The organism is Aeromicrobium sp. NPDC092404 (assembly GCF_040684095.1).
Taxonomy (GTDB): Bacteria; Actinomycetota; Actinomycetes; order Propionibacteriales; family Nocardioidaceae; genus Aeromicrobium.
On the sequence record NZ_JBFBFI010000002.1, the window covers coordinates 417,692 to 435,283 of the forward strand.

Annotated in this window: 16 protein-coding genes; 11 read left to right on the top strand and 5 right to left on the bottom strand. The window is 69.8% G+C overall.

Annotated features, from left to right (window positions below; all coding sequences use genetic code 11):
* The first annotated feature begins 11 nt into the window (after window positions 1-11).
* Window positions 12-1,091, top strand: coding sequence for an inositol-3-phosphate synthase (locus tag AB0N22_RS12445; RefSeq protein ID WP_364640426.1), 1,080 nt, complete (start codon window positions 12-14; stop codon window positions 1,089-1,091).
* Window positions 1,092-1,142: 51 nt separating this feature from the next.
* On the opposite strand, the gene AB0N22_RS12450 is transcribed toward AB0N22_RS12445, so the two are convergent.
* Complete coding sequence (locus tag AB0N22_RS12450) at window positions 1,143-1,763, bottom strand: TetR/AcrR family transcriptional regulator (RefSeq protein ID WP_364640429.1); 621 nt, start codon at window positions 1,761-1,763, stop codon at window positions 1,143-1,145.
* A gap of 88 nt (window positions 1,764-1,851) precedes the next feature.
* Here AB0N22_RS12450 and AB0N22_RS12455 point away from each other — a divergent pair, with 88 nt between their 5' ends.
* Genes AB0N22_RS12455 through AB0N22_RS12475 form a run of 5 tightly spaced genes read left to right on the top strand, consistent with a single transcriptional unit; the run spans window position 1,852 to window position 6,644 of the window.
* Window positions 1,852-2,661: an ABC transporter ATP-binding protein gene (locus AB0N22_RS12455; protein WP_364640431.1), complete on the top strand. Its 810-nt coding sequence runs from the start codon at window positions 1,852-1,854 to the stop codon at window positions 2,659-2,661.
* Window positions 2,661-3,389, top strand: a complete 729-nt coding sequence (locus tag AB0N22_RS12460) for an ABC transporter ATP-binding protein (protein WP_364640434.1) — start codon at window positions 2,661-2,663, stop codon at window positions 3,387-3,389. Before AB0N22_RS12455 ends, AB0N22_RS12460 begins: the two co-directional genes overlap by 1 nt.
* Window positions 3,390-3,392: 3 nt before the next feature.
* Window positions 3,393-4,271, top strand: a complete 879-nt coding sequence (locus AB0N22_RS12465) for a branched-chain amino acid ABC transporter permease (protein WP_364640437.1) — start codon at window positions 3,393-3,395, stop codon at window positions 4,269-4,271.
* Between the two features lie 2 nt (window positions 4,272-4,273).
* Window positions 4,274-5,368 carry a branched-chain amino acid ABC transporter permease gene (locus tag AB0N22_RS12470; RefSeq protein ID WP_364640440.1) on the top strand — a complete coding sequence of 365 codons (1,095 nt, stop codon included), beginning with the start codon at window positions 4,274-4,276 and terminating at the stop codon, window positions 5,366-5,368.
* On the top strand, window positions 5,361-6,644 hold the full coding sequence (locus tag AB0N22_RS12475; RefSeq protein WP_364640443.1) for an ABC transporter substrate-binding protein: 1,284 nt from the start codon (window positions 5,361-5,363) through the stop codon (window positions 6,642-6,644). The genes AB0N22_RS12470 and AB0N22_RS12475 overlap by 8 nt, the downstream gene beginning before the upstream one ends.
* 54 nt (window positions 6,645-6,698) lie before the next feature.
* Here AB0N22_RS12475 and AB0N22_RS12480 read toward each other — a convergent pair whose 3' ends face one another.
* Entirely contained in the window at window positions 6,699-8,117 is a 1,419-nt protein-coding gene (locus tag AB0N22_RS12480; RefSeq protein ID WP_364642743.1) for a CCA tRNA nucleotidyltransferase, read from the bottom strand.
* A 107-nt stretch (window positions 8,118-8,224) separates the two neighbouring features.
* Between AB0N22_RS12480 and AB0N22_RS12485 the strand changes: the two genes are divergently transcribed.
* The 5 genes from AB0N22_RS12485 (at window position 8,225) to trxA (ending at window position 14,978) form a co-directional block, all read left to right on the top strand.
* Window positions 8,225-10,291 carry a DUF6049 family protein gene (locus tag AB0N22_RS12485; protein WP_364640446.1) on the top strand — a complete coding sequence of 689 codons (2,067 nt, stop codon included), beginning with the start codon at window positions 8,225-8,227 and terminating at the stop codon, window positions 10,289-10,291.
* Complete coding sequence (gene murJ, locus AB0N22_RS12490) at window positions 10,284-11,918, top strand: murein biosynthesis integral membrane protein MurJ (RefSeq protein ID WP_364640449.1); 1,635 nt, start codon at window positions 10,284-10,286, stop codon at window positions 11,916-11,918. Before AB0N22_RS12485 ends, murJ begins: the two co-directional genes overlap by 8 nt.
* A gap of 61 nt (window positions 11,919-11,979) precedes the next feature.
* Window positions 11,980-13,548: a protein kinase family protein gene (locus tag AB0N22_RS12495; protein ID WP_364640451.1), complete on the top strand. Its 1,569-nt coding sequence runs from the start codon at window positions 11,980-11,982 to the stop codon at window positions 13,546-13,548.
* Window positions 13,549-13,629: 81 nt separating this feature from the next.
* A complete protein-coding gene (trxB, locus tag AB0N22_RS12500; protein WP_364640454.1) occupies window positions 13,630-14,604 on the top strand; it encodes a thioredoxin-disulfide reductase in 975 nt (324 codons plus the stop codon).
* A 47-nt stretch (window positions 14,605-14,651) separates the two neighbouring features.
* Window positions 14,652-14,978 (top strand): thioredoxin, encoded by a 327-nt coding sequence (gene trxA / locus AB0N22_RS12505; RefSeq protein WP_056210625.1) that lies wholly within the window; start codon window positions 14,652-14,654, stop codon window positions 14,976-14,978.
* Between the two features lie 84 nt (window positions 14,979-15,062).
* Here the strand turns inward: trxA and AB0N22_RS12510 are convergent, their stop codons facing one another.
* The 3 genes from AB0N22_RS12510 to rsmG are packed head-to-tail and all read right to left on the bottom strand — an operon-like array spanning window position 15,063 to window position 17,557.
* Window positions 15,063-15,953 carry a ParB/RepB/Spo0J family partition protein gene (locus AB0N22_RS12510; RefSeq protein WP_364640457.1) on the bottom strand — a complete coding sequence of 297 codons (891 nt, stop codon included), beginning with the start codon at window positions 15,951-15,953 and terminating at the stop codon, window positions 15,063-15,065.
* 31 nt (window positions 15,954-15,984) lie between these two features.
* Window positions 15,985-16,947 carry an AAA family ATPase gene (locus tag AB0N22_RS12515; RefSeq protein ID WP_364640460.1) on the bottom strand — a complete coding sequence of 321 codons (963 nt, stop codon included), beginning with the start codon at window positions 16,945-16,947 and terminating at the stop codon, window positions 15,985-15,987.
* 55 nt (window positions 16,948-17,002) lie between these two features.
* Window positions 17,003-17,557, bottom strand: a complete 555-nt coding sequence (gene rsmG / locus AB0N22_RS12520; RefSeq protein ID WP_364640463.1) for a 16S rRNA (guanine(527)-N(7))-methyltransferase RsmG — start codon at window positions 17,555-17,557, stop codon at window positions 17,003-17,005.
* Between the last annotated feature and the right edge of the window lie 35 nt (window positions 17,558-17,592).

Here is a 17,592-nt window from a genome sequence, read left to right on the forward strand (position 1 = left end):
AAGGAGAACCCATGGGTTCGGTACGCGTAGCAATTGTGGGTGTGGGCAACTGCGCCACGTCCCTGATCCAGGGCGTCGAGTACTACAAGGACGCTGATCCCCACGGCAACGTGCCCGGGCTCATGCACGTCGAGTTCGGTGACTACCACGTCAAGGACATCGAGTTCGTCGCCGCGTTCGACGTCGACGCCAAGAAGGTCGGCTTCGACCTCTCCGAGGCGACGCAGGCCAGCGAGAACAACACGATCAAGATCGCCGACGTGCCGCCGACCGGCGTCATCGTCCAGAAGGGCAACACGCTCGACGGACTCGGCAAGTACTACCGCGAGACGATCGAGGAGTCGGACGCCCCGGCGGTCGACGTCGTGCAGGTCCTCAAGGACACCCAGGCCGACGTGCTCGTCTCCTACCTCCCGGTGGGCTCGGAGGAGGCCGACAAGTTCTACGCGCAGTGCGCCATCGACGCCAAGGTCGCGTTCGTCAACGCCCTGCCCGTGTTCATCGCCTCGGACCCCGAGTGGGCCCGCAAGTTCGAGGACGCCGGCGTCCCGATCATCGGCGACGACATCAAGAGCCAGGTCGGCGCCACCATCACGCACCGCGTCATGGCCAAGCTGTTCCAGGACCGCGGCGTCGTGCTCGACCGCACCTACCAGCTCAACGTCGGCGGCAACATGGACTTCAAGAACATGCTGGAGCGTGACCGCCTCGAGTCCAAGAAGATCTCGAAGACGCAGGCCGTGACCTCCAACCTGGACCACGACCTCGGCGCCAAGAACGTGCACATCGGCCCGAGCGACTACGTCCAGTGGCTCGACGACCGCAAGTGGGCCTACGTCCGCCTCGAGGGTCGCGCGTTCGGTGACGTCCCGCTGAACCTCGAGTACAAGCTCGAGGTCTGGGACTCGCCCAACTCGGCCGGCATCATCATCGACGCCATCCGTGCGGCGAAGATCGCCAAGGACCGTGGCATCGGCGGCGCCCTGCTGTCGGCCTCGTCCTACCTGATGAAGTCGCCCCCGGAGCAGCGTCCCGACGACCTCGGTCGCGAGATGCTCGAGAAGTACATCGCGGGTGAGGTCGAGCGCTGATCGCTCACGCTGCTTGACGCAGGGTCGGTCCCGTTCGGGGCCGGCCCTTCGTCATGTCTCCAGCAGCGCCGTCATCGACTGGCGCACGACCTTCGTCGCGGCCGCGACGCCCAGGCCGAAGTCGTCCCGCAGCTGCGTCCAGCTGGGCCAGCTGGTCGCGAGGAACAGCGATCGCACCAGCACATCGCCCTCGCTCCTGGCGGCCTCGATCTCCGGTGCGAACGCGAGCCGAAGGTCGCTCAAAGAACGCTCCACGTGCGCCCGGCGGCTGGCCTGGAGGGCTGCGGAGAACGGCTCGCCGAGCGCGGCCGAGCGCGCAGCCGGCGCGATGTGCTCGAGGCGGCGCACCCGCTGCGCGATGTACTGCTCGATCCGCTGCGTCAGGGGCAGCGCCGGGTCGACGTCTCGGCGGAGCTCGGCGTCCGCCTCGAGCCAGTAGGCGGTCGTGGCGCGGAGCAAGGCCTCGAGGTCGTTGAAGTTGAGCCAGACCGTGCGCAACGAGATCCCGGCCCGCTCGGCGATGACCTTGGCGGTCGGCTTCAGGACACCTTCGCGGAGCAGCTCGGTGTGCGCATCGACGATGGCGTCGCGGGTGCGCTCACCGCGCGCGATGCGACCGTCGGTGTTGCGCGGCCGGTTGCTCGGCATCGTCGGATTCTCCTTGCTCACCACGGGCCAAGTATGACCCTCGGACGGCCACCGCCGGGCCCGGATGAGCCGACCGGTTGACGCCCGCCGAAAAAACATACACTCTGTGTGCATGAATCGGGAGACCCACGTCACACGCGACGGCGCCGGCGGTGCACGACTCGAGATCGACGGGGTGTCGGTCTCGTTCGGCGGCCTCAGCGCACTCGACGCCGTGTCGTTCGAGGTGCCGTCCGGGCAGGTGGTCGGGGTCATCGGGCCGAACGGCGCCGGCAAGACGACGCTCTTCAACGTGATCTGCGGCTTCACCCGCCCCCAGGCGGGGACGCTGCTCCTCGACGGCGCACCGTGGCGACCGGCGCCGCACCGGCTCGCACGGCAGGGCATCTCCCGAAGCCTGCAGGGTCTCGGCCTGTTCCCGGGCCTCACGGTCCTCGAGAACGTCGTCGCCGGAGCGACCCACACGGCACGCAGCGGCTTCCTCTCCGGTCTGCTCGCTCTGCCCCGGGCGGACCGTGACGAGCGCGACCTGCGCGAGCGGGCCGGCGCGCTGATCGACGAGCTCGGTCTGGGTGCGTACGCCGGAGCCAGCCCGGCGACCCTGCCGTACGCCGTGAGCAAACGCGCTGCGCTCGCCCGCGCCCTGATCTGCGAGCCACGGCTCGTGCTGCTCGACGAACCGGCCGGAGGCCTCGGCCACGACGACATCGACGAGCTCGGCCAGCTCATCACGAGCCTCCCGAGCCGTGGAGCCGGCTCCTCGGTGATGCTCGTCGAGCACCACGTCGACCTCGTGATGGGTGTCTGCGACTCGATCGTCGTGCTCGACTTCGGCAAGGTCATCGCAGCAGGCACGCCGGACCAGGTGCGCAACGACCCGAAGGTCGCCGAGGCCTACCTCGGTGCCGAGGTGGCGTCCTGATGCCGGCCGACGGGACGGGTGCGCTGCACGTGCGCGGGTTGACGGTCGGCTACGGCGCGGCACCCGTGCTGCACGACGTCGACCTCGACGTCGAGCCCGGCACCATCGTCGCCGTGGTCGGCGCGAACGGCGCCGGCAAGACGACACTGCTTCGGGCACTCTCGGGCCTGCTCGTCCCCACGGCCGGGGCCATCGCGTGGGACGGCGCAGAGCTGCGCGGCACGCGGGTCGAGGACCTCGTCCGCCGCGGGATCGCGCACGTGCCGGAGGGGCGCGGCGTCATCACCGAGCTCACCGTCGAGGAGAACCTGCGCCTCGGCCACGTATGGCGTCGGGACAAGGACGACGCCCGCCGTGCCACTGCGGAGGTCTACGAGCTGTTCGAGCCGCTGGCCCGCCGGCGCACGAGCGCCGGCCACCAGCTGTCCGGCGGCGAGCGGCAGATGCTCGCGATCGGCCGGGCGCTGGTCGCCCGACCGAGGCTGCTGCTGCTCGACGAGCCGTCCCTCGGTCTGGCGCCCAAGGTCACGGCGCAGATCATGGGCCTGCTTCGTCGCCTTCGTGACGAGACCGGGCTCTCGATCCTGCTCGTCGAGCAGAACGTCCGCAGCGCGATGTCGATCGCCGACCGCGGCATCGTCCTCTCACTGGGCACGGTGGTCGTCTCGGACGACGCCGCCCGGATCGCGGCGGACGACGACCTCCGACACGCCTACCTGGGGTTCTGACACGTGGATCGCTTCATCTTCCTGACCATCGACGGCCTCGCCCGGGGTGCCGTGTTCGCCGCGTTCGCCCTCGCGCTGGTGCTGATCTGGCGCGGCGCCCGTCTCGTCAACTTCTCCCAGGGCGCGATGGCGGCCGCGTCGACGTACGTCGCCTACAGCGTGACGAACGCGACCGGGTCCTACTGGATCGGGCTGGTCGCGGCCGTCCTGAGTGGCCTGGCGATCGGCGGCCTCACCGAACGCCTGGTCATGCGCTGGGTCGATCCGACCCAGCACCTCAACGCGGTCATCGTCGCCCTCGGGCTGGTGCTGGTGATCCAGGCGGTGCTCGGCGTCGTCTACGGCAGCGAGTACCGGCCGATGGACGTGCCGTTCAGCCGCAGCCCGCTCAGCATCGGCGACCAGGCGCTGCTCTCGCCGTACGACCTGTTCGTGTTCGGGACGGTCCTGGCAGTCATGCTCGGCCTCGGCTACGCCTTCACCCGCACCGACATCGGCCTGAAGATGCGTGCCGCCGCGTTCGCCCCAGACATGGCCCGGCTCCTCGGCGTCAACGTCAGTCGCATGCTGACCCTGAGCTGGGCCCTCGCCGGCGCGGTCGGCGGGCTCGCGGCGCTGCTGGTCGTGCCGACCGAGCTGGGGGCACATCCCCACGCGACCGACCTGGTGTTCGTCTACGCCTTCACGGCCGCGGTGGTCGGCGGGCTCGACAGCCCGATCGGCGCCGTCGTCGGCGGCCTCGGCGTCGGGCTCGTCCTGTCGTACGTCAGCGGCTACTCCAGCAGCGACCTGTCGGCCGTCGTCATCCTCGGCCTGCTGATCGGGGTCCTGCTCCTGCGACCCTCCGGCCTGTTCAGCCGCGCCACGGCAAGGCAGGTCTGACGATGATCGATCTCCTCGCCCGCCACACCCTGCTGCGGCACGCCCTGATCACGCTGGCCGCCGGTGCTGCGATCTTCGCGCTGACGTTCGCGCTCTCGCCCTACCGCAACTACCAGCTCGCGACGATGGCCGCGTACCTCTGCGCCACGGCCGGCCTGACGGTCCTGGTCGGGTTGTCCGGCCAGCTCTCCCTCGGCCACGGCGCCCTGATGGCGGTCGGCGCCTACACGTACGCCCTGGTCGCCACCGAGCTCGGGGACGGCGGGACGACCGGCCCGCTCCTGCTGCTGGTGCCGCTCGTCGCCGCGGTCGTCGTGACGGCGGCGGCCGGGGGCATCGTGGGTCTCGCCGGGGCACGGCTCTTCGGTCCCTACCTCGCCGGGCTGACCCTCACGCTGACGATCGTCGTGCCGGCGATCACGACGACGTTCGCCGACCAGCTCGGCGGCGACCAAGGCCTCTCGGTGCTGGTCGAGCCCGCGCCTGCGAGCCTCGGCGTGATGTTCCCGCTGGAGCGGTGGCAGGCGTGGATCGCCTGCCTCGCGGCGCTGCTGACGATGTTCCTGCTCGCCAACCTCGTCCACAGCCGGTTCGGCCGCGAGATGCGCGCGGTGCGTGACGACGAGGTCGCGGCGCGGCTCGCCGGCATCAACGTGCAGCGCACCAAGGTCGTGGTGTTCGTCGTCAGTGCCGCGACCGCGGGGCTGGGCGGGGGGATCCTGGCGATCCTCACGCAGTCGGTCTCGCCGGGCGGCTTCTCGCTGGCGTTCTCCCTCTTCTTGCTGATGGCGGTCGTGATCGGCGGGGTCGGCCGGTTGGCCGGAGCGGTCTGGGGTGCGCTGCTGCTCGTCGCGCTGCCGGAGATCACCGACTCCCTGGCCGACAGCATCGGCTCGTCGCCCCGGCTCGCCGAACGCCTCGACGGCAACCTCTCGCTCGCCGTGTTCGGCCTGGTCCTGATCCTCGTCACGATCCTCTTCCCTCGTGGGATCCAGGGCCTCGTCGACGCCGCCACGCGCCGCCTCCGCGCGCGCCCCGCTCCTGCCCCCTCGGAAGTCCCACCCATCACAACCAGTTCGGAGTCCATCGATGCATGAGCACCTGTCACGCCTGCGGCGATCCGTCACGGCGGTCGCCTCGTTCACCCTGATCGGCACCCTCGCCGCGTGCGGCGGGGACGGGGGCGGCGGATCCTCGGCGCCCGGTGTCACCGACACCACGATCAAGATCGGCACGCACCAGCCGCTGACCGGACCGGCCGCCGCCGGCTACTCCTCGATCTCGCCGGCCACCAAGGCGTACTTCGACTACGTCAACAGCAAGGGCGGCGTGCACGGCCGCAAGATCTCGTACGAGATCAAGGACGACGGCTACAACCCGGCCAACACGCAGAAGGTCGTCCGTGAGCTGGTCCTCAAGGACAAGGTCTTCGCGATCGTCAACGGCCTCGGCACGCCGACGCACACCGGAGTCCTGGACTTCCTCAAGACCAACAAGGTGCCCGACCTGTTCGTGGCCTCGGGCAGCCGCAACTGGAACCAGGTCGACAAGTACCCCACGACGTTCGGGTTCCAGGCCGACTACACCACCGAGACCAAGGTGCAGGCGACCTACATCAAGGAGAACCTCGCCGACAAGAAGGTGTGCTTCCTCGGCCAGGACGACGACTTCGGCCGTGACGCGCTGAAGGGCCTGACCCAGATCCTCGGCGAGGATGGCGTGGCCGAGCGGCAGAAGTACGTCACCAGCAACACCAACGTCGGCCCGCAGATCGGCAAGCTCAAGGCAGCCGGCTGCGAGGTCGTGTCGCTCGCCACGGTGCCGGGCTTCACGGCGCTCGCCGTCGGCACCGCGGCACGGCTCAAGTTCCAGCCGCAGTGGATCGCCACCTCGGTCGGCGCGGACCTCAACACCGTCGGCGGTGCCCTGGGCGACGCGGCGCCGCTGCTCGAGGGATTCCTGTCCACCAACTACCTGCCGTCGGCGTTCGACGACCAGGACCCGTGGATCAAGCAGTTCAAGAAGATCAACGCCGACTTCAACAAGGACGCGCCGTTCACCGGCAACACGGTGTACGGCATGACGGTCGGGTACCTCTTCGTCCAGGCCCTTCAACAGACCGGCAAGGACCTCACCCGCGAGGGCCTGATGGAGACGATCGAGAAGGGCGGCCTCGACGGCTCCGGTCTCGGCAAGCTGCGCTACTCGCCGGACGACCACGCCGGCTACGGCGGGGTGCGCATGGCGAAGGTGACCGGCGACTCGCAGGACTACTTCGGCCCGACGTACTCCACCGATGACGGCGACACCCCGGTCGAGGAGTACACCGAGGACCCGACGGTCCCGCCGGCCGACGGGATCCCGGCGAAGTAGGCACCTGCGCGTCGAAGGGCCGGCTGAGGGGAGCCGGCCCTTCGTGCGTCCCCGTCAGCTGCGGGCGGCCCAGAACGCCTTGAGCGCCTCGGTCGCGTCGGCCTCGCTCAGCGGGCCGCGGTCCATCCGCAGGTCCAGCAGGAACCGGTACGCCTCGCCGACCTCCGGCCCCGGACCGATGCCGAGGATCGTCATGATCTGCTGCCCGTCGAGGTCGGGGCGGATCGAGCCGAGCTCCTCCTGCTCGGCCAGCACCGCGATCCGCTCCTCGAGCTCGTCGTAGGTGCGCTGGAGGCGCAGTGCCTTCTTCTGGTTGCGCGTCGTGGAGTCGGCCCGGGTCAGGATGTGCAGGCGCTCGAGCTGGTCGCCGGCGTCGCGGACGTAGCGGCGCACGGCCGAGTCGGTCCACTCCCCGGAGCCGTAGCCGTGGAAGCGCAGGTGCAGCTCGACGAGCTTGGCGACCTGGTCGGTGAGGTCGTTGCTGTAGCGCAGCGCCCGCATGCGCTTGCGCGCCAGCTTGGCGCCGACGACGTCGTGGTGGTGGAACGTCACGGTGCCGCCCTCGACGAACCGGCGGGTCTTGGGCTTCCCGATGTCGTGCAGCAGCGCAGCGAGGCGGATCACGAGATCCGGCCGGGTCTCGAGCCGATGCTCGAGCGCGATCGCCTGCTCCAGGACGATCAACGAGTGCTCGTAGACGTCCTTGTGCCGGTGGTGCTCGTCGCGCTCGAGGATCAACGCCGGCAGCTCGGGCAGCATCTGGGCCGCCAGGCCGGTGTCGACGAGCAACCGCAACCCGGCAACGGGGTGGGCGCCCAGGAGCAGCTTGTTGAGCTCGTCGCGCACGCGCTCGGCCGAGACGATCTCGAGACGACCGGCCATGTCGGTCATCGCCGCCACGACGTCCGGCGCTGCGGCGAAGCCGAGCTGCGACACGAACCGGGCAGCTCGCATCATCCGCAGCGGGTCGTCGCTGAACGACTGCTCGGGGGTCACGGGGGTGCGCAGCAGCCGGTCGTCCAGGTCGTCCTGCCCGCCGAACAGGTCGACGAACTCGGCTGACGGCAGCCGGATGGCCATCGCGTTGACCGCGAAGTCGCGGCGGGACAGGTCGCCCTCGAGCGTGTCACCGAACTGCACCTCGGGCTTGCGCGACTCCGAGTCGTACGCGTCGCTGCGATAGGTCGTGATCTCGAGGTCGTGCTCGCCCTTGCGCAGCCCGATCGTGCCGAACTCCCGGCCGACGTCCCACACCGCGTCCGCCCACGACCCCGCGATGCGCTCGATCTCTGCGGGTCGCGCCGAGGTGGAGAAGTCCCAGTCGTTGCCCGGTCGACCGAGCACCGCGTCGCGCACGGGTCCGCCGACGATCGCCAGCTCGTGACCAGCCTTCTCGAACAGCGCTCCGAGCTCGGCCAGGAAAGGGTTGGCCTGCAGCGACGCCTCGATCCTGGCGCGGCGATCCGGGTTCAGCGTGGACGTGGGCACGAGGACATACTCTATCGGCCTCCGGACGCCGCGATCCGGCGCGGCGACGCCTGTGCGGCCGTCCACGCAGGCGTACGGCCTAGCATGTTCGGGTGAGCAGCCGCCGTCGTCCCGTCCTCGTCGCGCTGCTCGCGATGATCCTCGGCACCGTCGTCGCGCCCGGCCTGCCGGCGCGGGCAGCCGACCAGGACCCGCAGCTGGGGGTCAGCATCCAGACCCTCAGCCCCAGCCGGCTGGGCGGCCCCGCCACCGTCACGATGACGGGCACGGTGACCAACCACGACGACCACGCCTGGTCCAACGTGCAGGCCTACCTCGTGATCCCGACCGTCCCGTTCACGACTCGGGCCCAGGTCGAGGACGCGATCGACAACGGTGATGCCTACACCGGCGCCCGTGTCATCGACCCGGGCACGTTCGACGACCTGGGTGATCTCGCACCCAAACAGACCCTCCGGTTCACGGTTCGGGTGCCCGCGGCCCAGCTCCGCATCAGTGGGGCAGAAGGGGTCTATCCCGTCGGCGTCCAGATCCTCGGCACCGACACCGGCGGACAGCGCAGCACCGATGCCATCGCCCGCGCCACGACCTTCCTCCCCTTGGTGTCCTCGGGACATCCGCGGGTCCCGTCGGCGGTCGTCTGGCCGTTCCTCATGCCCGACCGCCGGGGCTACGACGGCGACTACGCCGATCCCAAGGGCCTGCTCACCGCGGTCTCGCCCGGCGGCCGGCTCCGCAACCTGCTCGACCTCGCGGTCGACACCGGTGGCAACGCGTCGACAGCCCTGATCGACCCGGCACTGCTCGTCGGGGTCGACGACCTGGCCCGCGACCGTCGCCTGCCCGACGGCGTCGAGCTCACGGAGCAGCAGAGGGCCGAGGCCAGGCGGTTCCTCGGCGACCTCCTGGCGTTCGCGCGGCTCCGCGGGTGCTGGATCCTCGGCTTCGACCGGCCCGACGTCCTCGGGCTGTCGCAGAGCGGCGGCCTCGAAGGACCTCTGCGCGCTGCCGTCAACCGTGCCACTGACTCGACCCTCACGACGTTCCAGCTGTTCGGCCGCAGGACGTCGTGGCCCACCAAGCGGGGCGTCACCGCACGGCTGCTCCGAGACCTTCGCGGCTCGGGCGACAGCCCGGTCGTCGTCGCGTCCGAGGCGCTGCCGGACTGGGACCGTCGACAGGGCTCGGTGGTCCGCTACGCGACTCCCAGCGGACCGATGCCGCTTCTCGTGACCGACGAGCTCGACGCAGGCGTGCCGGGTCAGGACTCGGTCGTGACGCTGCGTCAACGCATCCTCAGCGAGGCTGCACTCGCGACGTTGCAGCGCGAGATCGACCCCAAGTCCCGTGCTGATGCCATCACGATGGTCGATCCGCGGTGGAACCCCGGACCGCGGTGGTCGGTGGGCCGGCTGTCCCAGGCGTTCGAGACGCCGTTCACGAGTCCCACGAGCCTCGAGTCCGTCCTGACCCGGCCGCTCGCGAGGTACGGCGGAAAGGTCGCGGCAGCCAAGGACCGTCCCCTGAGCCGCGCGCAGCTCGACGCCGCCGCCGGCATCGTGGCCAAGGGCAACGCGCTGAGCTCGGTGATCCCGCAGAGCGACGCGGTCGACGACGCACTGGCGCAGGACGTGGCCAGCGTCCTCGGCGTGCGCTGGCGCAGGGACCCGGCGGCCGGGACCGCGATCGCCGAGAAGCTCGCCCGCGAGGCCGGCGCCGAGCTCCGCCGCATCACGATCAAGGCCCCGCCCTCGGTGACGCTGTCCAGCTCCAAGGGCGGCTTCCCCATCACGATCCGCAACGGCACCGACGAGGCCATCCGGGTGGGTGTCTCGCTCGACTCCAGCAATCCAGCGCTCCGCATCCCCGACGTCGAGCCGGTCGACATCGGCGCGGGCGAGCGCCGGACGGTCACGGTCGACGTCGACCTGGGCCGCCAGAACACGACGTCCGTCACCGCGCGCCTCAGGTCGACCGACGGCAAGGCGATCGGGCTGCCCGACGAGTTCAACGTCCGGTCGAGCAAGATCGGCGTCGTCCTCTGGGTCGCGATGGGCCTCGCGGCGCTGCTGGTCCTCGCCGCGCTGGTCCGCCGCTTCAGCCGGCGTCGCACCAGCACCCGCGTCGCGTCCGAGCGCCCCGCGGACGACGATGACTGACCAGACGATCGCCCGCGCCAGCGCCTGGATGGCGCTCGGCACGATCGTCTCGCGGGTCACCGGTTTCCTCCGGGCCGCGCTGCTCGCCGTCGTGATCGGCACCCAGTTCAACGCCGACCTGTTCGACATCGCCAACACGATCCCCAACTCGCTCTACATCCTGCTCGCCGGTGGCGTGTTCAACGTCGTGCTCGTTCCCCAGCTCGTGCGGGCCATGAAGCAGGACGACGACGGCGGCACGGCGTACGCCAATCGCGTCATCACGCTCGGGCTGCTCGTGCTGGGCGTCGGCACGGTGGTGCTGATGCTGCTCGTGCCGCAGCTGCTGCACGTCGTCTTCGACGACGACCTCTTCACCAAGGGTCTGGGCGACCAGCGGGAGTCGGCTCGGCTGCTGATGCTGCTGTGCCTCCCGCAGGTGTTCTTCTACGGCGCGTTCGTGCTCACCGGCCAGGTGCTCAACGCCCGCAGCCGCTTCGGCCCCATGATGTGGGCGCCCATCATCAACAACGTCGTCGCGTGCGCGGTCATCATCGCGTACGCCGTGGTGTTCGGCGCCAGCAACGGCGTCGACGGGTTCACCACCTCGGAGGCCATGGTCCTCGGCCTCGGATCGACCGCGGCGATCGCCCTGCAGGCCATGGTGCTGGTGCCCTATCTCCGGGCCGCCGGCTTCCGCTACCGGCCACGATTCGACTTCCGCGGCGTCGGTCTGGGCAAGACGCTCAAGCTCGGCGCCTGGACGCTGGCGTTCATCATCGCCAACCAGGTCGCGTTCATCACGATCAACAAGATCGCCACCAGTGCCACGATCACCGGCGCGATCGACGGGCAGGCCGCCGCCGGCTCGACGGTCTACGGTCTCGGCTTCCTCATCAGCCAGCTGCCGCACGGCGTCATCACCGTGTCACTCGCGACCGCGGTGATCCCCACGCTCGCGGGGCTGGCGGCGGACCGGCACTACCGCCGGTTCCGGGTCGAGCTCGGTCGCACCGTGCGCATCGCGCTGTCGATCGTGGCACCGGTCGCCGTCGGTCTGCTCTGTCTCGGCCAGCCGATGACGGCGATCGCCGGCGGCGTGGGCTCCCTCGGCGGTCAGACCGTCGCGATCGGGCACACGATCCAGGCGTTCTCACTCGCCATGGTGACGTTCACGATCCACTACCTGATGCTGCGGGGGTTCTACGCCAACGAGGACAACCGCACCCCGTTCTTCATCCAGGTCGTCATCGCGACGGTCAACATCGGACTGGCCTTCCAGCTCGCCTCGGCCGTCGAGCCGGCTCGCGTGGCCATGATGCTGGCCCTGTCGTTCGGCATCGCCTACCTCGTGGGCTCGATCCTGTCCGCATCGCTGCTCGCCTTCGCGGTCGGCAACGTCTTCGACCGGGAGATGCTGGTCTTCGCCGTACGCCTTGTCGTCTCCTGCGGGCTGGCGGCCTTTGTCGCGCTCGGCTTCGCGCACGGCCTCGACACCGTCGGCATCGAGCCCGCTCGCGCGGTCGGTGGCGCGATCACGACCGCCGTCGCCGGGTTCGCCGGCGCCATCACGTACGTCGTCGCAGCTCGCACAGTGGGCATGGACCAGCTGACGTACGTCGTCGACACCCTGCGTCGCCGCACCTGAATCACCCGGTCCTGCCTCCACACGCGGACTAGCATGGGAATGGTTCCGAGAAGGAGTGGTGATGAGCGAGAGGCGGCTGCTGGCCTCCGGTGACGTGCTCGCCCATCGCTACGAGCTCCAGGACCTCGTCAACGAGAAGCTCGGGTCGACGACGTGGCGCGCTCACGACCAGGTGCTGAACCGCAACGTCGGCATCGAGATGCTCTCCAGCGGCGATCCGCGCGCTGAGCACTTCCTGCAGGCCGCCCGTGAGTCCACCTCGGTCACCGATCCCCGGTTCCTCCGGGTCCTCGACCTGATCGAGGACGAGCAGCACCACCACCTGGTCGTCCGCGAGTGGGCCCGCGCCTTCCCGCTCGACCAGCTGCTCGCGCAGTCGCCGTTGCCCAATCGCCGAGCGGCGACGGTCGTCGCGGAGGTCGCCGAGGCCCTCGCCGCCGCCCACGAGCACGGGGTCTACCACCGCCGACTCACGCCTCACCAGGTCCTGCTCAAGCAGTCCGGCGCCGTGCGCGTCGTCGGGCTCGGCGTCACGACGGCGTTGTCGCCGGTCGGTCGTCAGGACTCCCTGGCGGACCTGCAGGGGTACGAGCAGCTCGACGTCCAGGCGATCGGCAAGCTGCTCTACGCGTGCCTGACGGCGCGGTGGCCGGGCGCGCAGGTCGATGGCCTGCCCGCAGCGCCCACCGAGCACGGCCGGCTGCTGCGACCCCGGCAGGTGCGCGCCGGTGTCTCCCGCGACGTCGACACGACGTGCGACCGGATCCTGGGCACGCCGCCTCGCAACCACGCTGCACCTTTGCGCAAGGCCGGCGACATCGCGCGGACGCTCCGGCTGTCGGGCGAGGACGACGACCTGCACGACGACCAGCCGAGCCTCGCGAGCATGTCGTCGCCCGACCTCCTGCGCCTCGATCCGGTCATCGTGCCGGAGGGTCCGCCACCCGGCCTCGAGCCGCCACGTCGCCGCCCCAAGGCGTACCAGCCGGCGCCGCCGACGACGCTCGAGCGCGGCAAGGAGCGGGCCAGGCGGGCGGCCAAGGGCGATCGCGGGCTGGTGCTCCTCGGCATCGTCGGAACGTTGTTCATCGCCACGGTCCTGGCGTTCCTCGTGGGCCGGTCGACCACCGACAGCAGCGACCCGATCGAGCGCTCCAGCCCGTTGCGCGTCCTGCCGGTGCAACGAGCCGTCGACTTCGACCCCCTGGGCGAGGACGAGCAGGAGAATGCCGACCAGGCCCGGCTGGCCGTCGACGACGACCTGTCCACGGGCTGGCGGACCTCGACCTACCTCGGCTCGCCGGAGCTCGGCGGGCTCAAGGACGGGGTGGGCCTCGTGCTGGATCTCGGTGGACAGCGCGAGGTCGAGTCGCTGCGGGTCCGCCTCGCCGGCGCGCCGACCAGCTTCCAGATCTACGCCTCGTCGGGCTCCGCGACCACCGTCCCCCGCTCGCTGCGGGGGCTGCGCCAGGTCGCCGTCCTCAACGACTCCGGGACGGACTCGACGGTGTCGTTGGACTCGGGCATCCTCACCCGGTACGTCGTGGTGTGGCTGCGCTCGCTGCCCGAGGTCGAGCCCGACAGCTTCCGCGGCGAGATCCTCGAGGTCGTCATCCGCGGCCGGTCCTGAACGCGCCGAGACGGTGTCCGGGCCGGGAATGCGCAACACCTAGTATTCGTTGATACCCGTACCACGATCAGAAGGCACTTCATGAGCGACTCAGTCCGCAACCTCATCATCATCGGGTCGGGACCCTCCGGCTACACCGCGGCGGTCTACGCCGCACGCGCCAACCTCGAGCCGCTCGTCTTCGAGGGCTCGGTCACCGCCGGCGGCGCGTTGATGAACACGACCGACGTCGAGAACTTCCCCGGCTTCCCCGACGGCATCATGGGCCCGGACCTGATGGACAAGCTCCGCGCCCAGGCCGAGCGGTTCGGCGCCGAGCTCATCAGCGACGACGTGACCGCCGTCGACCTGACGGGCGACGTCAAGACGGTCTCGCTGGCCGACGGCACGACCTACAGCGCACGCGCCGTCGTGCTCGCCATGGGCTCGGGCTACCGCAAGCTCGAGGTCGAGGGTGAGGACCGGCTGTCGGGCCACGGCGTCTCGTGGTGCGCGACGTGTGACGGGTTCTTCTTCCGCGAGCAGAACATCGTCGTGGTTGGCGGCGGTGACTCCGCGCTCGAGGAGGCGACGTTCCTGACCCGCTTCGCGTCCAAGGTGACGATGGTTCACCGCCGCGACCAGCTCCGGGGTTCCAAGATCATGCAGGACCGGGCCTTCGCCAACGACAAGATCGCGTTCGAGTGGAACGCCGAGGTCGCCGAGCTGCACGGCGAGGACAAGCTCGAGGGCATCACGCTGCGCGACACCGTCACGGGCGAGCTGCGCCGCATCGACGCCACCGGGCTGTTCATCGCGATCGGCCACGACCCGCGTTCGGAGCTGCTCAAGGGGCAGGTCGAGCTCGACGACGAGGGCTACGTCCTGGTCCAGGCCGGGTCGACCGCGACCAACCTCCCGGGCGTCTTCGCCGCAGGCGACCTGGTCGACCACACCTACCGCCAGGCCATCACCGCGGCCGGCACCGGCTGCGCGGCATCGCTCGACGCCGAGCGCTACCTCGCCGACATCGAGCATGCCGGAGCCCCCGCGCCGGCTGCTGCCCTCGTGGAATAACCCACGCCCACCGACGTTGAACCCAAGACAGACCTGAAGGAGAACCCATGGCAGACATCACCGCCGTCACCGACGCCGACTTCGACGAGAAGGTCCTCAAGGCCGACGGTCCCGTCCTCGTCGACTTCTGGGCCAGCTGGTGCGGACCGTGCCGCCAGCTCGCTCCGATCCTCGAGGAGATCGCCAAGGAGAAGGGCGAGAAGCTCACGATCGTCAAGATGGATGCTGACGCCAACCCGGTCACCCCGGCCCAGTACCGCGTGACCGGGCTGCCCACGATGAACCTCTACTACAAGGGTGAGGTCGTCCGCTCGATCGTCGGTGTCCGACCGAAGAGCGCGATCCTCAGCGAGCTCGAGGAGCACGCGAGCTAGTCGCACAACCCGTTCAACCACGAAGCCCCGGTGACACGCTCACCGGGGCTTCTTGTTGCTTAGTCTATTTGTCGACTTGTCTCTTTAGTTCTTCTCCGGGTCCATCAGGTCGACGATCCGCTCGAGGTCCTCGAGGGTTGCGAACTCGACGGTGACCTTGCCCTTCGACCGGCCGAGGTCCACCTTGACCCGCGTGTCGTACCGCTCGGACAGCCGGGCTGCCAGGTCGGCCAGCCGGGGTGCCGAGACCTTGGGTGTCTGGCGTGCCGCGGGTCGTCTGGTCGACTCAGGGCCCACCGTCACGATCTCCTCGAGGGCCCGGACCGAGAGGCCCTCGGCCACCACCCGGGTCGCGAGACGGTCCTGGATCTCGGGGTTCGCCACACTGACCAGTGCGCGGGCGTGACCGGCCGACAGCACGCCGGCGGCCACCCGCCGCTGGACCGCAGGCGAGAGCTTGAGCAGCCGCAGCGTGTTGCTGATCTGCGGCCGGGAGCGGCCGATGCGATCGGCCAGCTCCTCGTGGGTGCAGCCGAAGTCCTCGAGCAGCTGCTGGTAGGCCGACGCCTCCTCCAACGGGTTGAGGTTGGACCGATGCAGGTTCTCCAGAAGGGCGTCTCGGAGCAGGTCCTCGTCGGACGTGTCGCGGACGATCGCGCCGATGGTCGCAAGACCGGCCTTGCCGCTGGCCCGCCAACGCCGCTCCCCCATGATGAGCTCGTAGCGGTCCTTGGCGACCTCACGCACCACGATGGGCTGGAGCAGGCCGACCTCCTTGATGGAGTGGACCAGCTCGGCCATGTGGTCCTCGTCGAACACGTGCCGCGGCTGCCTGGGGTTGGCCACGATCTGGTCCAGGGGGATCTCGGCGAAGCGCGCGCCGTCGATCTCCTGGAGCCCGGAGGCCGCGGCCTCGGCCGGCCCCGACGGGATGAGTGACTCCAGTCCACGTCCCAGTCCACGTCGCGTGCTCATGCCGTCCTCCCGGTTGATGTGGTGCCCTGGCTCATCGGGTCGATCCCTGGCTTCCGGCGATCGCGATCTCACGAGCCGCCTCGAGATAGGACAGCGCGCCCGACGACCCTCCGTCGTACGTGATGACCGACTGCTGATAGCTCGGCGCCTCCGAGATGCGTACCGACCGGGGGATCGCGGTCTTGAGCACGCGCTCGTGGAAGTGGGACCGGACCTCCTCGGCGACGCCCGCCGAGAGCCGGGTCCGCGCGTCGTACATCGTCAGCAGGATCGTGGAGATCTCGAGCTTGGGGTTGAGGTGCGACCGGATGAGCTCGATGTTGCGGACCAGCTGACCCAGACCCTCGAGCGCGTAGTACTCGCACTGGATCGGGATGAGCACCTCACGCCCGGCCACCATCGCGTTGACGGTCAGCAACCCGAGTGACGGCGGGCAGTCGATCAGCACGTAGTCGATGCGGTCGCCCGCCTCGTCGCAGTCCTTCAGATAGCTCTGGAGGGCGCGGTCGAGGCGCGACTCACGAGCCACGAGTGAGACGAGCTCGATCTCGGCGCCGGCGAGATCGATCGACGCGGGCAGCACCGTCAGCCCCTCGATGTCAGGACACGGCTTGATGAGCTCGTCGAGGTCGGTGCCTTCCACGATCGCCTCGTACACCCCGGGTGTCCCCTCGGCGTGCGGCACGTTGAGTGCCGTCGAGGCATTGCCCTGTGGATCCAGGTCGATGACCAGGACGCGCAGTCCCTTGATGGCGAGAGCGGCGGCGACGTTGACGGTCGTCGTGGTCTTGCCGACACCGCCCTTCTGGTTGGCGACGACGAACACGCGGGTCTCGGCCGGGGACTCGAATCGAGGTGTCGCCGACGAGCGCTGGACCAAGGCGATGTGCTCCTCCACCTCGGAGGCGAGTGGGGTGGACTCGTCATGGGCCGGCACCGGCACCCGGTAGGCGGATGCGGCGGTGGGGGCCGACGGCTGCGGCGTCTCGCTCATGCGTTCCCCTCGTTGGTTTCACGTGAAACATGCGGGCGGCTGGGCTCAGGGGCTCTCACCTGCTGACCTCCACGACGGTGGTCGGCACGTCGCCGTTCGCATACGTCGCCACCACGATAGTCCTCGCACCGAGCCGGTGGAGGGTCGCCGTCGCGGCCGTCACCTCTTCCTGCGCCGTGCGGCCCTTCAGAGCCAGCAACACGCCATTCTTCTTGACCAGCGGCAGGCACCAGCGACCGAGCTTGTCGAGTGGCGCAACGGCGCGAGCCGTCACCACGTCGTACGTCTCGTGGACCTCCTCGGCCCGAGCACGCAGCACGGTGACGTTGTCCAGGCCGAGCTCGCCCACGACGTCCTCGAGGAAGCGGGTGCGGCGCAGCAAGGGTTCGACCAGCGTGACCGAGAGGTCTGGTCGGGCGATCGCCCACACCAGGCCCGGCAGGCCCGCACCGGTGCCGATGTCCGCCACCGTCGCGGCGTGCGGAACTCGAGGCACCACGACCGCCGAGTTCATCACGTGCCGGTCCCAGATCCGTGGAACCTCCCGTGGGCCGATGAGACCCTTCACGACCCCGTCGGTCGACAGGAGATGCGCGTACCGCTCCGCCATGGGGAGCCGAGAAGCGAACACCCCCGCCGCGTGCG